Origin of the sequence: Atopomonas hussainii (assembly GCF_900109735.1) — a bacterium.
In the GTDB taxonomy this organism is placed as follows: Bacteria; Pseudomonadota; Gammaproteobacteria; order Pseudomonadales; family Pseudomonadaceae; genus Atopomonas; species Atopomonas hussainii.
The window spans coordinates 98,953-118,498 of the sequence record NZ_FOAS01000013.1 but is presented as its reverse complement, the minus strand read 5'-3'; the positions used below and the strand labels follow the sequence as shown (position 1 = coordinate 118,498).

Sequence of the window (19,546 nt, the reverse complement as noted above, 5' to 3'; positions counted from 1 at the left end):
GCACCTCAGGCGTCGGCGGTGGCGGTTAAAAAACGGTCGTAGGCGGCTTCGTCCATCAGGCTATCCAGCACGCTGCTGTCGGCCAGCTGCATGCGGAAGAACCAGCCTTCGCCCAGCGGTGCTTCGTTGACGCGCTCGGGGTTGTCTTCCAGTTCGGGGTTGATGGCGGTGATCTCGCCATCCACCGGCATGGCAATGCTGCTGGCGGCTTTGACCGATTCCAGTACCGCCACTTCGTCGCCTTGGCTGTAGCTGCCCAGCTCTGGCAGCTGCACAAACACCACGTCGCCTAGGGCGTCTTGGGCGAAATGGGTCACGCCCACGGTGACTTGGCCATCGCTCTCAACACGCAGCCATTCGTGGTCGACAGTAAAACGCAGCTCGCTCATTGCTCATCCTCATCATTGTTGTGTGGGCCGCGCAGCCACGGCGGCCATGTGAGGTGGTTTTAGCAATGCCTATGCCAGTGGTTAAAAGCCCTATAAATCAAGGGGTTGGCTTGTTCGGCGAGGTGTTTTGGAATGAAATCGTTACGGCGCTGCCGGGGTAATCTGCGGCTTTAAGCGGGCAGGCCGCACTGAGCGCGGGTTTGCGGTAGTTTGGAGCGAAATCGTTACGCTGGAGCGAAAGCGTTCCGCTTAGGTTTGCCCGATGCCGTATTTACGCAAACGTTTGGCGATGGCAGTGTGCGAGGTGCCGAGGCGCTCGGCCAAGCGGCGGGTGGTGGGGAACTCGCGGTACAAGCGGCTCAGCAGCTCGCGCTCGAAGCGCGCCATGCTGGCTTCGAGGCTTTCTTCGCTGTTGTCGTTGTTGTTGGTGGCGTGGCTGTCGGCCATGTCGAGGTCGTGCAGCTCAATCAGCGGTTGCTCGCAAATCGCCGCGGCGCGAAAGATCACGTTTTGCAGCTGGCGCACATTGCCCGGCCAGCGATAGCTGAGCAGGGCGGCGTGCGTGCTACTAGCAAGGCGGCACGCGGGGCGGCGAATTTGCGTGCAGGCTTGCTGCAAAAACGCTTCGGCAAGGGCGAGGATGTCTTGCCCGCGCTCACGCAGTGGCGGCACATCGACCGTCAGCACGTTAAGGCGGTAGTACAGGTCTTCACGGAAGGTGCCGGCGGCGACCATGGCTTTCAGATCGCGGTGGGTGGCGCTGATGATGCGCACATCGACCTGAATCTCGCGCTCGCCAGCCACGCGGCGAAAGCGCCCGTCGTTAAGAAAGCGCAGCAGCTTGGCCTGCAGGTACAGCGACATTTCGCCGATTTCATCGAGAAATACCGTGCCCTTGTCGGCCATCTCCAGCAGCCCCGGTTTGCCGCCGCGCTGTGCACCGGTAAACGCGCCGGAGGCATAACCAAACAGCTCGCTCTCGGCCAAGCTTTCCGGCAGGGCGGCGCAGTTCAGGGCTAAAAACGGCTCGTGGCCACGCGGGCTGGCGCTGTGGCTGGCGCGGGCGATCAGCTCTTTGCCGGTGCCGGTTTCACCGTGAATCAGTAAGGGGGCATCGAGCTGGGCAAGGCGCTGCGCGCGGGCCACCAAGGTGCGCATCGGCTCGCTGGAGCCTAACAGCGCAGCAAAGCTGCTCTCGGTTTGTTCTTGCAGGGCCGACAGCCGCCCACCAATGCGGTTGGGGTGAAACAGGGTGAGCAGCGCGCCGGCTTGTGCGGTGTCTTCGCTGATCAGCGGCAGGGCGTCGAGCAAGAAGGCTTGGCCGTTTAAGATTACCTCGCGCATCGGCAGACGAAAGCCGTGGCGTTGCAGCTCGTCGGCCAGCGCGGGGTCGGCAAACAGCTGCTCCAGCGTCAGCGCCTCCAGCGGTTTGCCTAGGCAGCGGATAAACGCGGGGTTGCCGAGCAGCACGTGGCCTTGGTTGTCGATCAACAGCGCCGGGTCGCTCATCGCCTGCAGCAAGGCATTTAACTGCAGGCGGCGGTGTTGGCTGGGCAGTAGGTCGATCACTGCCACGGTTTGCACGCCGCTGATCGCCAATAAGGCGCTGCGCAGTTCTTCGAGCACTTGCGGCTTAAGGGTCGGCGCGTCGATGTAGACGTTCGGCGGCACCATCTCCACGGCGTCCAAGTTGAGGTTGCGCCCGCCGAGCAGGGCCAACACTTCTTGGGTGATCCCCACGCGGTCGATAAAGGTGACGTGAATGCGCATAAGCGGCTCGCTGCTAAGAGTGCTATCAGTCTGCCGAAGATGCGTCGGGTTGCCCAGCCAGAGCTTTGCGTTACACTCGCCCTTTTAGCCTGCGGACAGGAGCGCGTTCATGCGCATGCGTCTGATGTTGCTGGGCGGTGGCAGTGCCTTAGGTCAGGCGCTGATTCGCCAAGGCGCTCTCGAAGACATCGGTTTTATCGCCCCAGTACCACCACAAGGTGGTTGGGATGCCGCGAGCTTAACCAGCCTGATTGACGAAACGCGCCCCGACGCGGTGGTCAACTTAGCCTTCTACTACGACTGGTTTCAAGCCGAGCGCGTGGCCAGCGCTAAGTTGGCCGAGCAAGAGCGTGCGGTCGAACGCTTAGCCAGCATCTGCCAGCATTACGACATTCTGCTGCTGCAGCCGTCGAGCTTTCGCGTGTTCGATGGCGCGCGTTCTACTCCGTATACCGAACGCGATGAACCCGTGCCCTTGGGCGAACTTGGGCAGAGCCTGCTGCGCATTGAGCAAGGCGTGCGCTCGGCCAGTCCACGGCATGTGCTGGTGCGTTTTGGCTGGCTGCTGGATGCCGAATTTGACGGTTGGTTAGGGCGCTTTCTGGAACTGGCGCGCACCCGCGAAGATATCCTCATGGCCGATGATCGGCGTGGCATGCCTACACCGATCGAAGATGCCGCACGCGTGCTGCTGGCGATTCTCAAACAGCTGGATTGCGAAGCGCCGCTGTGGGGCTTGTACCACTACGGCAGCCACGAGCCGGTGGCCTCGCACAGCTTGGCCAATGTGATTCTGCAAGAAGCGCGCAGCCATGCCCCCTTGGCGTGTGCGCAAGTCACCCCGGTGGCGCACAGCGCGCTGAGTGATGCGCAAGATATCCCCCAACACGTGGTTTATAACTGCAAAAAAATCATGCACGCCTTCGGCATTAAGCAACGCGCGTGGCGCGTGCAGCTGGGTGAGCTGCTCGACAACTACTACAGGCACCATGCTCCCGATGAGTGAACAACGCATTCTAGTCACCGGCGGCGCCGGCTTTATTGGCTCGCACTTGGTCGACCGCCTGCTGGCGCAGGGCTATGCCGTCAGCGTGTTGGATAACCTGTCGTTCGGCCATACCCGCAATCTGCCGCTGGATAATCCCCAGCTGCGCTTTGTTGAGGGCGATGTGGCTGATGCCAGCGCCGTGGCTAAGGCCATCGAAGGTTGCTCGGCGGTGGCGCACTTGGCCGCAGTGGCCTCGGTGCAGGCCTCGGTAGACGACCCTCTGGGCACCCACCAAGCCAACTTGATTGGCACGGTAGTGGTGGCCGAAGCGGCTAGGCAGGCGGGCATCAAACGCATTGTGTTTGCCTCCAGCGCGGCGGTGTATGGCAATAACGGCGAGGGTGTCGCGATTGATGAAAACACCCCCAAAGCGCCGCTGACCCCCTACGCAGCGGACAAACTGGCCAGCGAACATTACTTGGATTTTTACCGCCGCCAACATGGTTTAGAGCCGGCGATCTTCCGCTTCTTTAATATCTACGGCCCGCGCCAAGATCCGTCTTCGCCGTACTCGGGGGTGATCAGCATCTTCACCGAGCGCACCTTAGCCGGCACGCCGATCACTGTGTTTGGCGATGGTGAACAAACCCGCGACTTCGTGTTTGTCGCCGATTTGGTCAAGGTGCTGGCCGAGGCGCTGACCGCCCCGCAGGTAGCCGTAGGCGCGGTGAATGTCGGGCTTAATGGCTCTACCAGCTTGAATCAGCTGCTCGAGCACTTCAAAGCCATTCACGGCAGCTTGCCGGCGATTAGCTACGGCCAAGCGCGCCCCGGCGATATTCGCCATTCGCTGGCAAATAACCAGCGGTTGCGCGAGCGCTTTAACTTCGGCACGCCAACCGGCATGCGCGAGGGGCTGAAGGCACTGCTGGATAGCGTTAAGCCGGCATAAGGGTGTCGCGCGCTTGGCTAAGCTCGCGGATGCCACATAGGGCCATGCTAAGGCTTAGCTCGTTTTGCCAGCGACGTAACCATTGCTCCACCCCAGCCTGACCGCCGGCCGCTAAGGCCCATGCCCAAGGACGCCCAGCTAAGATCGCCGTGGCACCGAGTGCGCAGGCTTTGAGGATGTCGCTACCGCTGCGCACGCCGCCATCGATGAGTAGCGGCATACGGCCGTCAATCGCTTGGCTAATCAATGGCAACTGGCTGATGCTTGAGGCTGCGCCATCAAGTTGTCGGCCACCATGGTTGGAGATCACCAGAGCGTCGGCGCCGCTGTCGCAAGCAGGCGCGACGTCCTGCTGATCGAGTAAGCCTTTAAGAATTAATGTGCCGGGCCATTGTTGGCGTAACCACGCAATATCTGACCATGTCACGCTGGGATCGAACTGCTCGTCTAGCCATTGTTTGAAGCGGTGAATGTCGCTTGGCACGCCGCTGTGTTGGTGCAGATTGGCGAAGTGGTGCGGCTTGCCTCGTAACCCCACGCTATACAGCCACTGGGGGCACTGAAGTAATTGCCATGCTTTGCTGAACTTGCCGGCTAAGCCTTGATCAAGCAGGCCGTTGCGCTGGTCTCGATGTCTGGCGCCGGCTACCGGTAAGTCAATGGTGAACAGCAGCGTGCGGCAGCCTTGTGCCCAAACGCGCTCCAGCAGCTCGCTGACTAAGCCGCGATCGCGCAGCATATACAGTTGAAACCAGCACGGTTTTTCACTGTTCTGACTGACTTCGGTGTAGCCGCAAATACCAACGCTCGATAGGCAAAACGGTACGCCCACCGCCTTTGCTGCGCGGGCGGCTTGTACCTCACCGCGACGCGCATATAAACCGGCCATTCCCAGCGGGGCGAGCACCACGGGTAAGCTGAGTGTTTCGCCAAACAGCTGACAGCGCGTGTCACGCTGGCTCACATCACACAGAACGCGCTGGCGTAAGCGCCATTGGTTAAAGTCGCGCTGATTGGCGGTGAGGGTCAGTTCGTCGCCGGCGCCGCCATCGATGTAGTCGAATAAAAAACGCGGCAAGCGGCGTTTAGCGAGTTGTCGATAGTCGTCGGGGGTGGCGGCAAAACGCAGCAAACTGGCCATGCTTCACCCCGTGACTCGACGCCATAAGGCGCGGCTGATGACTCGCAGCTTGTCACGCGGGGTAAAGCGTTTAAGCGTCGCTTTAACCACGCCTTCGGTGAAACGCGTACGTTTGCTGTAGTCAATGGCAACATCGACCAGCACAGGTTTGTTCTGCGCCGCCAAGGCTAGCGCTTGCTGAATGCCGGAGGTGCAGTTTTGGTTGTTGTCTATGGCCACAAACTCGCACTGGCAGGCCTTCGCCAGTGCGGCCAGATCCATGCTCGGTAACCCGCTACAGGTTTTGCGGTTGTAGGGAATCTCTTGAGCTTGGGCAATTTGCGAAAGCTCGCCGTCATTAAATACAAAGAGCACTACGCCTAGTTTTAAGCTGCTGGCCGTCAGCAGTTCAAGGCCGGTCATGCGCAACGCGCCGTCGCCAACCACGCCGACCACTTGCCGCTGTGGGTTGGCTAACTTGGCGCCAATGCAGGCTGGGATGCAGTACCCCATGGCATTGAAGTCGCTAGGGGAAATGAACTGCCGTGGGCCGAGAATGGGCATTAGCTCAGCCAGAATAAACGTATGGTTGCCATCGTCGGCGGCCACGATGGCGCTGTCGTTTAGTTGTGCGCGCAAGGTTTGGCAAAAGTGTGCCGGGTTCACGCGTGTGCCGCTGTTGTGGTTTAGCCAGCTTTCCACGTAGGCGAGCTTGTCGCGGGCAATCTGGGCGGCAAGGCCGCGTTGCGGTTTAGCCACCAGCTGTTGTTCAACTTCGCGGAGCAGCGCAGGCACGAGAGCTTTGGCATCACCGCACAGGGTTAGTGTGGCAGGGAAGTTGGCATTAAAGACCTGAGGGTTTATGTCCAAATGAATAAGCTCGGCAGGCACAGGCATGCTGTAGCTGCCGGTGGGAATTTCCGCAAAGCGGGTGCCGATGGCGAGTAGGCAGTCACAGTCGGCAAAGGCGTTTTCGGCAGCGGGCACGGCGTAGGCGCCAAACCCCATGCCTGTGTGCAGTGGGTGACTGGCGGGGAAGCTGCTTAACCCTTGTAGCGTGGTGCATACAGGGGCTTCTAGCGTGTCCGCCAGTTGCTCTAAGGCTGCGCTGGCACCCAGTGCGCCCCAGCCAACAAATAGGCCGGGGCGGCGGGCTGCCAGTAGCCGTTTGGCCGCCTCGGCAAGTGCTGCATGGGGCAGTACAGCGGCGCAGCTCTTGGCTTGGAAAAGCGGTAGTTCATCCACTTCGCCGAGAAAATTGCCGATGTTGTAAGGTAGCTCTACAAACACCGGCCCGGGTTCATCGCCCGTAGCTATTCGGTAGGCCTCATAAAGGGTGGGGATGACATCTTTGTGTTGGGTGATTTTGAACTGCGCCTTGGTCATCGGTTTAAGCAGGCTGTGCTGATCCATATCGTGGAGTTGATAGTGGCGGCCGCTGGCGCTGTGAATGCCGCCGGAAATGATCAGCATGGGAATGCCATCTAGGCCGGCTTCGCCAATACCGCTGGCGGCATGCGTTACCCCCGCAGCGGGAACGATGACTAAGGTGCCGACCTGTTGGCTTGTGCGACTGATAGCATCAGCCATAAAGGCCGCACCGCATTCGTGACCAACCAGCACAGGGGTAATCGATGGCGAGGCGTTGAGCTCGTCATACAGTTCGGTGTTGTGTACGCCGGGAATACCAAAGGTATGGCTAATACCCAGTTGCTCGAGAGCAAAACGAGCGAGCGCCGCGCCAGATTTTTGCATGGTCATTCTCCTTGGTGGGCTAAGCGCCGCTCACGATGCCTTGTACAGCGCGCCGCGCAGTAAAAATGCAGTTAGATAAAAAGGTGCCTTCCAGCGAGCGAATGCCGCTGATGCCGCCACCGCCAAAGCCGGCAGCTTCACCGCAGGCGTAGAGGCCTGTTAGGGGTTGGTCGTGCTGATCAAGCACCCGAGAATGCAAGTCGGTGCGTATGCCGCCCATGCTCTTGCGACTGATTAAGCGGGTGCGGATAGCGATCAATGGGCCGGCTTTGGCGTCGTTGATGGCCTGAAAACGGCAGGTGCGTAAGCGCTCACTGCGCCACTGTCGAAGTTGGGCAATGCGCCGCAGTTGGTCGTCGTTATGCTGGGCAGGGCCGCGAGCGATTTGTTGGTCGTAGCTGCTAACCGCGCGCTTTACATATTCGGGGTTTAGGCGTTGATCTGCCGCTAGCGCACGCATTTGCGCGCATAAGCCAGCGAGATCGTGGTGCTGCAGTACATCGTCACAGTGCCGCAGTAACCAGTGGGTTTGTTGGCGATTGCCGCGCAGTAACTGCCAGAGCAAGGCGGGAATATTGCGATCACGAAAGGCTGGATTGCTATCTGTGCCACTGATGGCTAATTCTCGATTGGCAATGCGCGCATTAAGCAGTAGCCAGCCATATTGACCGGGTAAGTGGCCAATACGTTTGCACAGATCGTGGGTGTCAAAGCCACTGACCAGCGGCATAGGGCCTATGCGCGAGCCGTCGGGGGCTAGCCAGAGTGCTGAGCGTGGTGGAATAAGGCTGAGCCCTTGTGCGGGGTATGCTGGTTGTGGATGAGCGATGCCCGCTGCGTAGTTCCACATCCAGCCTAAGTTCGTCACCTGCGCCCCAACCGCTTGTGCGGCGTTATGAAGTGCGCCATCGGCGCGGGGGTAAGTGCCGGCTAACAGGTTGCTTGGGTATTGGCCGTAGGTGTCGGTGTCCCAATGTTTGGCAACTTCACTGAAGCTGCCATTAATGCCGCCAGTGCACACTAGGGTGTGCTCGGCGTGTGCCGCAAAAGCGCCGTTAGGGCCTTTGCCTCGGCAACCCGTAATACGCCCTGCGCTGCTGTCTAGATGCTCTACCGCATGTTCGGGTAAACAGGTTAGGCGGTTGGCATTGCGGTGCGTTCGCAGTGCTGCCAGTAGGCGCTGCGCAATGCCGCGGCCACAGCCCCAAGCAATGTGGTAACGCGGTAGGGAGTTGCCGTCGCCATAGTTGCCGCGCTCGACCCACTGCACGGCTGGCACAAAACGGATGCCTTGTTGCTTTAGCCAGTCGTAAATATCGCGACGATTGTGTTCGACATAGGCCTTGGCCCAGCGTGGCCCCCAAGATTCACTCTGAGGAAATTGCGCGGCACTCAGCCAGTCGCGGTAAAACAATTCGGGGTTGTCACTAATGCCCATGCGCTTTTGTTCGGGGGTTTCACTGAGCAGCATGCCGCCAAAGGCATCATTGGCTTGTCCGCCCCAGTCAGATTGCGCAGCACAGTCCAGTAACAACACCGGCTTGTCGTGCTCTAGCAGCTCTAACGCTGCGCAAAGCCCAGCGAGTCCGGCGCCAATCACTAAGTGCTCACTGTGCAGTACGGTCATGTGCCGATCTCAGTGGTTTCGAGTTTTTTTACTCTAGGACTGGGAGCAAGGCGCTGGCCTGACCGTTTGCGAATGCCGAGCTGACATTTTCTGAGTGCGGTGGCGGTGAATCTTGATCAATGTCAGTCGTTGCAGGGGCTTGATGCCGTATCAAGGCAAGATACGCATCGGAGTTTGCTTATGAGCCAAATCGCTCGTAGCGCTGTGCTGATTGGTTTTACCAGTTTGTGTCGGCAATGGGCGCTGAACCCCCATGAGTTGCTGTGTGACAGTGGCCTTGATCCGCTATTGCTGCGCCGAGAAGACCTGTATCTGCCTTATGCGCGTTTTGCCGAGCTGCTGAATCGGCTGGCGTATCGCAGTGGCTGCGGCAGTGTTGGTTTGCGCTTAAGTCATCATCACGATTACTTCATTTTTGGCCCGTTTGGCTTGTTGTTATCGCAGGCGGAGAGCTTGGCTGTGGTGCTGCAGTTGGCGCAGCAGTTTGTGCATTTGCATGCTCAGGGTATTCGCTTGGAGGCCCATGAACAGGGCGAGCAGCTCTTTGTTGAGTACCAATTACAGCTGGATAGCCTAGTTGATTTACGCCAACTGCTTGAGCTTGGCATGGGGGTTGTGCAGCAAACTATGCAAAGCCTTTTTCAGGCGCAGTGGCAACCGCAGCAGGTGTGTTTTGCGCATGCCTGCATGGGGGATGAGGAGGAATATCGCGCGGCGTTTGCCTGCCCTGTGATGTTTGCTCAGGGGCGCAGTGGATTTTATGTCAGTCGTGATGCCTTAACCCTTAAGCCGGTTGAGCAGCGCCGCGAACTGACCGATTTTCTGTTGCGGCGTATCAGCCAGCAAACGGCACAGGTGGCGTCGTCGGCTGCGCAGCAAGTCACGGTGGTGTTGCAGTCAATTTTATCCACGGGTGAAGTGACCTTACCTGTCGTGGCGCGTTTGCTGGCCTGTCACCCGCGTAGCTTGCAGCAGGCGCTGCAGCGTGAAGGCGTTAGCTTTCGCCAATTACTGGCGCAGGTGCGCTTTCGCGAAGCGCAACAACAATTACAGCTCTCCACTCAGTCATTGACCGAGCTGGCGTTAAACCTTGGTTATGCCGATGAAACAGCATTCTCGCGAGCATTTAAGCGTTGGAGCGGTATGGCGCCGCAACTATGGCGCGCGGCTGGCGATCAAGGGAGTACCGCTTGAGAGATATGGTCAGCCGCCGGTGTGGCGCGCACAGTGCTAACACTTGGCGGAGGACTGACCATGAGCCTGAATATCACCGACTTTGCCACCTTGCTAGAGGCCGCGCGCGGCCAGCGCGAGCCGCAGCGCCTGCTGCTGGTGTTTGCCGCGGCAGAGTTGCCGTCGGATGCCAATCAACACGAGCAGGAGCGTTTTGCCCAAGGGCAAGGCGGGGCGCTCAATCCTGTGCTGTGTGTGGATAAATTAGCGGATGAGCTGAGCGACTTTGCCGCGCTGCTGGCCGAGGCCGAAGCGGCAGGCCCAACGTGGGACTTAGTATTTGCCGCGGGTTTATCCGGCCGCGCCGGCATTGCACCGAGTAGCGACGAGGCCGAGCAGCCGCTGAAAATGATGGTCGGCGCCATCCAAAGCGGCAGTCTTAGCAATTTTTTAGCCTTCGACCGCCAAGGCCAAGTGGTGAGTTTTTACTGAGCGGCAGCCTCGTGCGTAGGGTTAAAACGGCTTTAATCGCGCCAAGGCGAACATGCCGGCAAAGCAGGCGATGGCCAAGCCGCTCACCGCCACTTTGCACAAGCCACGGCGCTGGCGCAGTGCCAAAGCGCCCAACACGATATACACCGGCAACAGCGCGAGTTTGGCCCACAGCCAGTTTGGCGCTTGCCACTGCCACACATGCCCCAGCAGCACTAAACCGGCCAGCAGCAACAGGGTGTCGTTAATGTGCGGCACGACCTTCCACACCTTGCCCAGTGGCTGATACGGCCGAGCAAACTGCACGCCTAACCGCCAGAGCAGCAACACAATGCTCAGTAGCGCCAAGGTCATGTGCAGGTGTTTCAACGCGAGGTACATGGCAAGTCCTGTGGTGTTAGGGAAACGCTGATTTAATGGCTGCACGACCCAATCACTGCGTTGTGCGGTGCTCGCAACCTCGCCTACCAGACGGTATGCCTCGGTTGCTGCGCTGCGTATGAACCGTTCGGCGATTAAATCAGCGCTTCCTTGATGCGGCTGAAAAGCAAAAAGGGCGCAACACGGAGTTTGCGCCCAAGTGCTGGAGGGTGACCCCAGCAGGGAGTGTAACCAGAATGGCTAAAGCTTAGAACTTGTAGCCCAGGCCCACCATGTAAACCCACGGATCAACGTCCACGTCGACAGTCACTTTGCTGGTGCCGAGGTAGGTGGTGCCAGTGGTTTCGATATCGATGTAACGCACCTGAGCGTTAACCATGATGTTGTCGGTCAGCATGTAGTCCATGCCCACTTGGCCAGCTAAGCCCCACGAGTCCTTCATGTCCAGGCCACGGAAACCAGCTGCTTCGGCATCGCTGCTCAGCTCGTCATCAAAGAACCAAGTGTAGTTGATGCCCAGACCAACATAGGGCTGGAAGGCGCTGTTGCTATCCATGGGGTAGTACACGGCGCTCAAGGTCGGCGGCAGGTGCTTCAGCGTGCCCAGCTTGCCACTCGGTACCAGCGAATTAACCGTGGCGCCTTGCATGCCTACGTTGTGCTTAAACGGGGTGGCGGCGAGCAGCTCGATACCTACCTTGTCGGTCACCATGTAGGCGAAGTTCAGGCCCAGCTGAGTATCGCTGTCCAGATTCGCTTTCTCGCCGGCTAAAGCGGCGGCGCCAACGTGGATATCGCTGCTGCTTTCGTTCGGATCAACGGTGATCGCACCGGCGCGAACGATGATGTCGCCAGCCTGATAGGCAGAGGCAAACGGGGCGGCAACGGCGAGGGCCAAGGCAGATGCGGCGAGCAGGGTCTTGCGCATGATGATGAACTCCAAACGTGTGTGTCAGTGTTTGGAGGCCATCTTAGGCAGCTGGCCAAGGCGGATATTGACCTAGCTCAAGGTTACAGGTGGTAACACTTACATCTCGTAAGGGTAAATTTTGGCCTTGAGCACTTGGTAGCCGGCTTCGGCCAATTCGCTGCTGGCGTTTTCCGCGCGCAGGGTGCCCTCAATCCAGAAGGGCTGGTAGAGGGCTTCCATCTCCACCGCGTTGCCGGCGGTGATGTAGACAATCTGGTTCGACGGTGGCGGCGGCACGTGGATGCAGGCGCCGAAATACGGCACCAGTAAGAACTCGTTGGCTTGGCCGTCTTCGTCGTAATTCAGCGGCACTAAGTAGCCCGGCAGCTTAACAGTCTGGCCATCCAGCGCTTTGTTCACCGGCGCGGCGGGCATTTGCTGCGCCGCAGGTGGTGCTTGTTCGGCAGCGAGCTGATCGGCCAGTTGGCTGAGGTCATGCATGGGCATCGGCGAGGGCGCCGGCAGCGCGCCTTCGGGAATCAGCTCCGACCAAGTCAGTTCACGAACTTCTGCCGCTAACAGGGGTAGGCTTAACAGCGCTGCGAGCAGCACAGACATCACACGCATGACGGTTAACTCGTTACTCAATCTAAAGGCCGACAGTGTGCCAGTGCTTTACACACGAATCGACAATCCATCGCTCAGCGACTGACGATAGGCACGCCATGCCGGCACCACGCTAATCACCAACGCCGCCAGCAAGATGCCGCCTAGCAGGCTTAGCTCGTAGGGCGTCGGCGCATTCAGCGGCAGGTAAATACCGTAGAGGCTTAGCAGCGGCTCGCGGGCGATCAGCAGGCCGAGGTACAGCAGCGCCAAGCCCAGTACTAAGCCCAGCACGGTGAGCAGCAGCGACTCAAGCACCAGCAACACGCCCACATGCCAAGGCCGCGCGCCCACCGAACGCAAAATGGCCATCTCGCGGCGGCGTTCGTTAAGGCTGGTGAGAATCGCGGTGAGCATGCCGATCAGGCCAGTGAGCACCACAAACAGCGAGACCACAAACAGGGCTTTCTCGGCCGTGCCCATCAGGCTCCACAGCTCTTGCAGGGCCACGCCGGGCAGAATCGCCAGCAGTGGCTCGCCGCTGTAGTCGTTCACTTCACGCTGCACGCGGAAGCTGGCGATGCGGCTGTTTAAGCCCAGCAGCATGGCGGTGATGGCTTTGGGTTGCAGATCCATCTGCCGGGCTTGTTCGGCGCTGATCTTGGCGTTGCCGTAAGCGGGCATGCCGTTTTGCCAGTCGATGTGCAGCGCTTCCATGCCGGCTAGCGAGATGTGCACAGTGCGATCCACCGGTGTGGCGGTGGGCTTAAGCACACCGACCACGGTAAAGGGCTTGTCGTCGTGTTTTTGCAGGCTGACGGTGGCCACACCATGGGCCAAGGTGATCTCATCGCCCAGCGTATAGCCGAGCTTGCTGGCTACCTCGGCGCCTAACACTACCTCAAACAAGTCCTCACCAAAGGCACGGCCAGTGGCTAGCTCCAGCGGTTGTTTGCGGCCGTATTGGTAATGCTCGAAATATGCGGCGCTGGTGCCCAACACGCGATAGCCACGGTGCGAATCGCCCAGCGACAGCGGGATGGCCCACTTCACCTGTGGGTGGTTGGCAAAGTGCTCGTAGCTCGACCAGCGAATATTGTTGGTCGCGTTGCCGATGCGGAACACCGAATACAGCAGCAAGTTCACGCTGCCCGAGCGCGCGCCGACGATTAAGTCGGTGCCAGAGATGGTGTTGGCAAAGCTCATCCGCGCTTCCACCCGCACACGCTCCACGGCCAGCAACAAGGTGGCTGACAGGGCAATGGCGAAGACGGTGAGCTGGGCGGTAAAGCGGCGGTTAGCCAGGCTGGCAAACGCTAGGCGCAGTAAGTACATGCTTAAACCTCCTGTGGCCGGCTAACGCGGTTGAGCTGCTGTAAATCGACCACGCGGTCGAACAGCGGCGCCAAGCTTTGGTCGTGGCTGACAAACATCAGGCTGGCGCCGGCTTCTTCGCATTCGTTAAACAGCAGGCGGATAAACCCCTCGCGGCTGTCGTAATCCAGTGCCGAAGTGGGCTCGTCGGCAATGATTAACTCGGGGCTGCCAATCAGCGCGCGTGCGGCGGCGACACGTTGCTGCTGGCCAATCGACAAGGCATCGGCGCGGCGGGCGTGCAACTCGCTGGGCAGGCCTAAGTGATTGAGCAAATGTGCGGCGGCGTTTTCCAGGCTGCCGTGGCGCTCAACGGCGCGGGCGGCGCGACGCTGCGAGAAACGACAGGGCAGCAGCACATTGCCAAGCACATCTAAAAACGGCAGTAGGTTGAATTGCTGGAAGATGTAGCCGATATGGTCGGCGCGAAAATGATCGCGCGCGGCCGGCTTGAGCTGGCTCAAGGCCGTGCCGTGTAAGGTCAGTTGGCCCTGCTGCGGCAGCTGAATACCGCCAAGCAAACCGAGCAACGTGGTTTTGCCACTGCCGGAGGGGCCTTTTAAAAACAAGCGCTCGCCGCGCTGCAGTTCAAACTGGGGAATATCCAGCAACAGCGGCTGCTGCGGCCAGGCAAACTGTAAGTCGGTCAGGCTGAGAACTGCAGACATCGGTGGGCTCCGCGCTTAGTGCAAGTGCAGGTGAGGTTTCTTCGCGCTCAGCGTGGCGCCGTGTTGGCCGTGTTCGCTGATGGCTTGCACGTCGAGCTTTTCCAGCTGCGGGAACTGGCTAAACAGGTTCAGCTCTAGCTCATCCAGTGCTTTGGGATTAGCGCAGGTGAAGTGGTAATGCGCGTGGATTTCGCTGTGCTCGCCTTGATGTTGCTCGGCGGCAAACAGCGGGCTTTCTAGTTCTTGCTTATCCAGCGTGCACTGCGCGGCCTCTGGAATGCCAAACAAGCTGGCCGGTGCGCTGAGCGCTTGGCGGGCTTTTTCAACGCTGGCCTTTTGCGCGTCGGTACTGGGCGCGTGCTCAAAACCGATCAAGTTAAACGCGGGGCTTTCTAGCTCAAGCTCTAGGGTTTGCCCTTCCAGCGCTAGGTTTAACCGCGCGTGGCCGTGTTCGTGCGCGTCGAGGCTGCTGTGATCGTGGCTGTCGTGCTCGTGCTGCTCGTGCTTGGTCTCTTGCTTGTGCTCATGTTTATGCTCGTCATGAGCGTGGTCGCCAGCCAAAGCAGACAGGGGCAGAAGGCAGGCAGCCAGCAGGGTGGTTTTCAGGTGACGCATTAGGTAATCCTCAAACAATAAATAGGTAGTGACGGGTTTGAGATGCCGCTGGCGGTGCGCGGGCTTGGGCTTGCACGTTGGGCAGTGTTAGCGCATGGCGGCAAGGCTGATCGGCGGGGGCAGCGCCTTGTTGTGGTGGCAAGGCCAGCGCCAAGTTCGCCGGCAGGGCATTGTGCAGGCCGGGCAGGCAGCACAGCGCGCAGTCGGCAGCATGCACGCCTTCAGGGTGGTCGTGCTCTAGGCGCTCAACGGCTTGTACACTCAGCATCACGCCCAGCAGCAACGCCGCCAAAAAGGCGGTGCGGCGCAAAGTGGGCAGACGCTGAAGCATGGCAAAATTCCGTGCGGATTAAACAGGTTATGTTGTAACACTTAGGCAGCGGATTAAACCACAAGCAGGGCTTAACACGGGTTTAAGTGTTGCGAAACATTCCTTCGTTAGGGGGCTTTTTAGTCGATGAAAATTCAGGGCCGCATTGGCGACACGCCGGTTGAGCTAGAGGTTACCTTCGAGCCGCACGAGTGGGCGCAATTAGCCGCCTGTTTAGCGGGGCAAGGAGCTGCACCAGCAGCCGGCAACGCGCCGCTTAGCGCCCCCCTTAGCATGGCCGAGCAAGCGCAGCAGGCGGTGGCCAATGGCGATAAGTTGCTAACCCTCGCGCTGCAAGTGCTGGCCGCGCATGGCGAGTGCGATGGGCCAACGCTGCGCAGCGAACTGCTCGCGTTGGCCGGCAGCGATGTGGAGGCCAAGCGCTTGTTAGTACGCCTGCGCCATCATCCGCAAGTGGTGCTGCGCGAGGAGGGTAGTGCGCCGATCTATCGCTGGCAGGAAAAGCCCTGCTAAATCAGGCTGTGTGAAAACTACTGCACTTGGCTATGCGGCGTTAAAAGCAGGCTCAAAATGCTCATTTACCACACGTAAACTGCGCTTTTTCGCCTGTTTTTGCCTTGCCTAGCCTGCGCTCGTGACGTTTTTACACAGCCTGAAATGGCTGTGCTTTTCGTTCTGTTGCTATTTCTTCCAACCCTGCTGCTGGCGGTATTCCTGCGCCGAGCAGCCGGTCCACTGACGAAACGCGTGGGAAAAACTGCTGTGCTCGGCGTAGCCCAGCAGCTGGGCGATCTCGAAAATACTCATGGTGGTTTCGCGCAGATAAAACAGCGCTAGCTCGTGGCGCACTTGGTCGAGCACGGTTTGGTAGCTGGTGTTCTCGGCGCTTAAACGGCGGCGTAAGGTGCGCTCGCTCATGGCCATTTCGCGGGCGACTTTTTGAATATTCGGCGCTTCACGTGGCAGCGAGGCTTGTAGCAGGCGTGCGACTTGCCGGGTGGTGACGCCCGGCTGATTGAGGCTATTTACGATGGCCTCGGCCTTGCTGCGCATCAGCCGGTTGAGCTCGGGGTCGTGCTGATTCAGCGGCATGGCCAGCTGAAAATGCGGAAAGATCAGCGCGTTTTGTGGCGCATCAAACTGCATCGGCGCGTTATCAAATAAACGCTGGTATTCACGCAGGTCGGCGGGCTTGGGGTGGGCAAATTGCAGCTGAGTAATCATGCCGCGTTGGCCGGTAATCCAACGGCCAAAACTCACCCATGCCGAGACAATCGCCTCTTGCAGCGGGCGCAGGGGCTCGCCCATGGCGCAGTTAGAGCGCCAGCTTAAGGTGGCAAATTGGCCGTCGCTGCTAAACAGGGTGCGGCCAAAGTTTTCCATCACGTCGTCATAACGGGGGATCAGCTGCACGGCGTCTTCCAGCGTGGCGCAGCTCATCGCGGCGTAGCCCAAGGCGTTAAACGCCGCTGGGCGAATTTGTTCGCCTAAATGCAGGCCAAAAAAAGGGTCGTTCAGCTCGCGGCAGGCGGCGTTTAGCAAGGTGAGGGTTTGCGCTTTGCTCACGCGGTCGACGGGGTTGCGCAAAATCTGCGCATCCAGCCCTGCTTCGCTAAGTAGGGTTTTACTGCTGGCGCCAAACTGCTGGGCCACGCTTAACAGATTGTTGATCCAAGCGACCGACAAATGCTCGTTGGCATCTTGCCCGTGGCCTGTGATGACAAGCGGATGGCCGCTTTCCATGAGGTGTTCCCCGCAGTGCACTTTTATCATTATTGTTAAGCCGAGCGACCTCTGGAGCGCTTGGGAGCGGCCTTGGGCTAAGTCGGTTGTCTAGCCTGAGCAAGAGTTTGGATGCCTCTTTGCTGCTTGAACTTAACGGTTCCGGAAGCTGGCGCACGGCACTTTGCGACAGCTACTCCTACTTCTGTTGTTGGGCGACTCTTTGGGTCGCCTTTTTTTTGCCTAGCGAGAAAGCGCCGCTTAAATGTCTGCACGACTCAATCACAGCGTTGCGCGGTGCTCGCCATCTCGTCTACCAGACGGTATGCCTCGATGGCTGCGCTCCGGGCGCCTTGTGCTTGAGCCGTTCGCCGATTTAAGTCAATGGTGCTTTCAAAACAAACACGCATAAAAAAACTCCTGCACCACTACAGCGCAGGAGTTGGATAGTTAAGGTTTTTCTGGCGTCAGTAAAGTGCCTGATACAGCTTGCGACGATACTCGCTGACCAGCGGGTGGCTGTTGCCGAGCAGTTCGAACACTTGCAGCAAGGTTTTGTGCGGCAGGCCGCCCTCGTAATCCCGTGCGTGAGTAAACAGTTGCAGTAGGTTAGCCAGCGCCTCGCTGTGTTGTTGCGCAGCCAGTTGCACAATAGCTAGCTGGTAGCGCGCGGTGTGATCGGCGGCATCGCTGGCAAGGCGCGCTTGCAGCTCGGCGGCGCTGGGCAGGTCGCTGCTTTGCCGTAGGAAAGTGATTTGCGCGCGCGCGGCGGCCAGCGCTTGCTTGTGCTCGTCGCCCTTCACGCTGCCGAGAACCAGCTCGGCCTCGCCCAGTTCGCCACGCTCGGCTAAGCAACGGGCAAACAGAATCAGCGCCGCGCCGTTTTGGTTGTCTTCGGCGAGCAGCTGCTTAAGCGCTGCCTCGGCTTGTTCCAGCTGGCCTTCGCTGTGCAGCGCGGCGGCGATTTCTAGCAAATCGCCGCCCGGTGCCAGCGGTGCCGGTTCGGCCACGTGGGCGCTGAGCATTTCGCGAATCGCCGATTCGGGCTGCGCACCGGCAAAGCCATCCACCGGCTTACCGTCTTTAAACAGCACTACAGTAGGCAGGCTGCGGATGCCAAAGCGCATGGTCAGGTCTTGCTCGGCGTCGCAATCGACCTTGGCCAGCAGCAGCTCGCCCTGATATGACTCGGCGATTTGCGCCAGCATGGGCATCAGCGCTTTGCAGGGCGCACACCACTCGGCCCAAAAATCCACCAGCACGGGCTTGTGGAAGGAGTTCTCCAGCACCAGCTGATCGAACTCGGCAGTGCTGACATCAAAGATATACGGCGTGTTGGCGTTCATGGAGCTATCCGGCAAAACAAGCAGGTGCGCATCTTAGGCTTTGTTCGAAAAGCCGTCGAGCGCGGGGCAGGCAAGGCGTCATGGGCCGAAGCAGCGCAGTTTACGTGCTGTAAATGAGCATGCTGAGGCCGATGACAACACCGCATGACCGAGCGTAGGCGGCTTTTAGAGCAAAGCCTGCGCGTGGTTACGCCAGGCTGCGATACAGGGTGACGCGGCGAAACTCTTTCGGCTCGGCCAAATCTGGCCAAGTGCTGGCTTCGGCCACGTGCAGGTGTTGGTAGCGCGGGTGTTGAAAATTGCGGATGCGCGAGTCGGCCAGCAATACCTCGCGGCCACGTTCTAAGAAGGCATCCAGCAGCGGCAGGTTTTCCCGGTCGTAGAGCACATCGGCAACCAAGATCAGGTCGTAATCGTTGGGCTCGTTAAAAAAATCAGCGCTGTAGCGCAGTTCGACGCCGTTCAGCTCGGCATTGGCGCGGCTGGCGACCAGTGCCAGTGGGGCGAGGTCGCAGGCGACCACTTCGCGTGCACCGGCTAATTTGGCGGCAATCCCCGCCACGGCGGAGCCGGCGCCGAAATCCAGCACCTTTTTGCCGGCGACTAAGGCGGGGTTATCCGCCAAGTAGCGCGCCATCACTAAACCGCTGGCCCAGCAAAAACACCAATACGGCGGTTCACCTAAGATGCGTTCGGTTTCTTCCGGGCTGAAGGCGCGCTGCATATTGGCCGGGTCGATCAGCCATAGGCGTAAGTCTTCGCGACCCGGCAGCGGCTCGGCGATCAGTTGGGCGTCGCCGAGTAGCTCATTCAGCGCATTTTGCAGGCTGGCCGGGGCGTTCATGGCAGCACCTGCAAGCGCAGCGGCGGTAACTGGCGGGGCAGCGGCTGGCTGAGTTCGTGGTGCACGTAAGCCAGCAGACGACTGTCGCGGGTCACCCGCACGCGCAGTTGCAGGCGTGCGCTGGGTGGTAAGCGCTGCGGGTCGAGGGCCAGTTGGAATGGGCTGGCGACATTGCCAAACCACGCTTCGCTATCGAGCAGCGCTACCGGCTTGCCGCGCGTATCGAGCATCAAGATCGCTAGCTCCACATCCACCGGCGTGCTGCCTGCTACCGCGCCGTGTAGCTGGCCATGCAGGGTGTGCAGCTGCGTGTTGCCGCGCGGTGCTGGCGTGCTCAGTTTGGCGGGGGCAACCTTGGGCAGCGGCGCCGTGGCGGGCTCGTTGGCGCAACCTTGCAGCAAGGTCAGCACGGCTGCACAGATCAATAACAGGGCGGGGGCTAAACGGCGCATGGCGACTTCATCACAAAACAGAGGGCGCTTG

At 59.6% G+C, this 19,546-nt stretch carries 21 protein-coding genes; 5 read left to right on the top strand and 16 right to left on the bottom strand.

What is annotated here, in order from left to right; translation table 11 throughout:
- Positions 1–5: 5 nt before the first annotated feature.
- Entirely contained in the window at positions 6–389 is a 384-nt protein-coding gene (gene gcvH / locus BMX80_RS13800) for a glycine cleavage system protein GcvH (protein ID WP_074869527.1), read from the bottom strand.
- A gap of 249 nt (positions 390–638) precedes the next feature.
- A complete protein-coding gene (locus BMX80_RS13795) occupies positions 639–2,159 on the bottom strand; it encodes a sigma-54-dependent transcriptional regulator (protein WP_074869524.1) in 1,521 nt (506 codons plus the stop codon).
- Positions 2,160–2,268: 109 nt separating this feature from the next.
- On the opposite strand from BMX80_RS13795, the gene BMX80_RS13790 reads away from it, so the two are divergent.
- Both BMX80_RS13790 and BMX80_RS13785 read left to right on the top strand, forming a co-directional pair.
- On the top strand, positions 2,269–3,165 hold the full coding sequence (locus BMX80_RS13790) for a sugar nucleotide-binding protein (protein WP_074869521.1): 897 nt from the start codon (positions 2,269–2,271) through the stop codon (positions 3,163–3,165).
- The gene (locus BMX80_RS13785) at positions 3,158–4,099 is read left to right on the top strand and encodes an NAD-dependent epimerase/dehydratase family protein (protein WP_074869518.1); all 942 of its coding nucleotides are present in this window, start codon (positions 3,158–3,160) and stop codon (positions 4,097–4,099) included. The genes BMX80_RS13790 and BMX80_RS13785 overlap by 8 nt, the downstream gene beginning before the upstream one ends.
- Here the strand turns inward: BMX80_RS13785 and BMX80_RS13780 are convergent.
- Genes BMX80_RS13780 through BMX80_RS13770 form a run of 3 tightly spaced genes read right to left on the bottom strand, consistent with a single transcriptional unit; the run spans position 4,086 to position 8,601 of the window.
- Entirely contained in the window at positions 4,086–5,240 is a 1,155-nt protein-coding gene (locus tag BMX80_RS13780) for an L-lactate dehydrogenase (RefSeq protein ID WP_074869515.1), read from the bottom strand. The two genes, BMX80_RS13785 and BMX80_RS13780, sit on opposite strands and share 14 nt — an antisense overlap.
- A gap of 3 nt (positions 5,241–5,243) precedes the next feature.
- On the bottom strand, positions 5,244–6,974 hold the full coding sequence (locus BMX80_RS13775) for a thiamine pyrophosphate-binding protein (RefSeq protein ID WP_074869513.1): 1,731 nt from the start codon (positions 6,972–6,974) through the stop codon (positions 5,244–5,246).
- A 19-nt stretch (positions 6,975–6,993) separates the two neighbouring features.
- The gene (locus BMX80_RS13770) at positions 6,994–8,601 is read right to left on the bottom strand and encodes an FAD-dependent oxidoreductase (protein WP_074869510.1); all 1,608 of its coding nucleotides are present in this window, start codon (positions 8,599–8,601) and stop codon (positions 6,994–6,996) included.
- 180 nt (positions 8,602–8,781) lie between these two features.
- Between BMX80_RS13770 and BMX80_RS13765 the strand changes: the two genes are divergently transcribed.
- Positions 8,782–9,795, top strand: a complete 1,014-nt coding sequence (locus tag BMX80_RS13765) for an AraC family transcriptional regulator (protein ID WP_074869507.1) — start codon at positions 8,782–8,784, stop codon at positions 9,793–9,795.
- Positions 9,796–9,861: 66 nt separating this feature from the next.
- On the top strand, positions 9,862–10,266 hold the full coding sequence (locus BMX80_RS13760; protein WP_074869570.1) for a ribonucleotide reductase subunit alpha: 405 nt from the start codon (positions 9,862–9,864) through the stop codon (positions 10,264–10,266).
- A 21-nt stretch (positions 10,267–10,287) separates the two neighbouring features.
- Here BMX80_RS13760 and BMX80_RS13755 read toward each other — a convergent pair whose 3' ends face one another.
- From BMX80_RS13755 to BMX80_RS13725, 7 genes are all read right to left on the bottom strand, one after another.
- Entirely contained in the window at positions 10,288–10,647 is a 360-nt protein-coding gene (locus BMX80_RS13755) for a SirB2 family protein (protein WP_071872514.1), read from the bottom strand.
- Between the two features lie 247 nt (positions 10,648–10,894).
- Positions 10,895–11,575 (bottom strand): OmpW/AlkL family protein, encoded by a 681-nt coding sequence (locus BMX80_RS13750; RefSeq protein ID WP_071872513.1) that lies wholly within the window; start codon positions 11,573–11,575, stop codon positions 10,895–10,897.
- 99 nt (positions 11,576–11,674) lie between these two features.
- Positions 11,675–12,175 (bottom strand): DUF3299 domain-containing protein, encoded by a 501-nt coding sequence (locus BMX80_RS13745; RefSeq protein ID WP_071872587.1) that lies wholly within the window; start codon positions 12,173–12,175, stop codon positions 11,675–11,677.
- Positions 12,176–12,232: 57 nt separating this feature from the next.
- Positions 12,233–13,498, bottom strand: coding sequence for an ABC transporter permease (locus tag BMX80_RS13740; RefSeq protein WP_074869505.1), 1,266 nt, complete (start codon positions 13,496–13,498; stop codon positions 12,233–12,235).
- Between the two features lie 2 nt (positions 13,499–13,500).
- Positions 13,501–14,205: an ATP-binding cassette domain-containing protein gene (locus tag BMX80_RS13735; RefSeq protein WP_074869502.1), complete on the bottom strand. Its 705-nt coding sequence runs from the start codon at positions 14,203–14,205 to the stop codon at positions 13,501–13,503.
- Between the two features lie 15 nt (positions 14,206–14,220).
- The gene (locus BMX80_RS13730) at positions 14,221–14,820 is read right to left on the bottom strand and encodes a DUF2796 domain-containing protein (protein WP_074869500.1); all 600 of its coding nucleotides are present in this window, start codon (positions 14,818–14,820) and stop codon (positions 14,221–14,223) included.
- A 10-nt stretch (positions 14,821–14,830) separates the two neighbouring features.
- Positions 14,831–15,151, bottom strand: coding sequence for a hypothetical protein (locus BMX80_RS13725; protein ID WP_074869498.1), 321 nt, complete (start codon positions 15,149–15,151; stop codon positions 14,831–14,833).
- Between the two features lie 126 nt (positions 15,152–15,277).
- Between BMX80_RS13725 and BMX80_RS13720 the strand changes: the two genes are divergently transcribed.
- The gene (locus BMX80_RS13720) at positions 15,278–15,664 is read left to right on the top strand and encodes a hypothetical protein (RefSeq protein WP_074869495.1); all 387 of its coding nucleotides are present in this window, start codon (positions 15,278–15,280) and stop codon (positions 15,662–15,664) included.
- Between the two features lie 168 nt (positions 15,665–15,832).
- Here BMX80_RS13720 and BMX80_RS13715 read toward each other — a convergent pair whose 3' ends face one another.
- The 4 genes from BMX80_RS13715 to BMX80_RS13700 form a co-directional block, all read right to left on the bottom strand.
- Positions 15,833–16,894, bottom strand: coding sequence for an AraC family transcriptional regulator (locus tag BMX80_RS13715; RefSeq protein ID WP_074869492.1), 1,062 nt, complete (start codon positions 16,892–16,894; stop codon positions 15,833–15,835).
- A 446-nt stretch (positions 16,895–17,340) separates the two neighbouring features.
- A complete protein-coding gene (trxA, locus tag BMX80_RS13710; RefSeq protein WP_074869490.1) occupies positions 17,341–18,219 on the bottom strand; it encodes a thioredoxin in 879 nt (292 codons plus the stop codon).
- A 187-nt stretch (positions 18,220–18,406) separates the two neighbouring features.
- On the bottom strand, positions 18,407–19,063 hold the full coding sequence (locus BMX80_RS13705) for a class I SAM-dependent methyltransferase (RefSeq protein WP_074869488.1): 657 nt from the start codon (positions 19,061–19,063) through the stop codon (positions 18,407–18,409).
- Positions 19,060–19,515, bottom strand: coding sequence for a hypothetical protein (locus BMX80_RS13700; protein WP_074869485.1), 456 nt, complete (start codon positions 19,513–19,515; stop codon positions 19,060–19,062). The genes BMX80_RS13705 and BMX80_RS13700 overlap by 4 nt, the downstream gene beginning before the upstream one ends.
- Between the last annotated feature and the right edge of the window lie 31 nt (positions 19,516–19,546).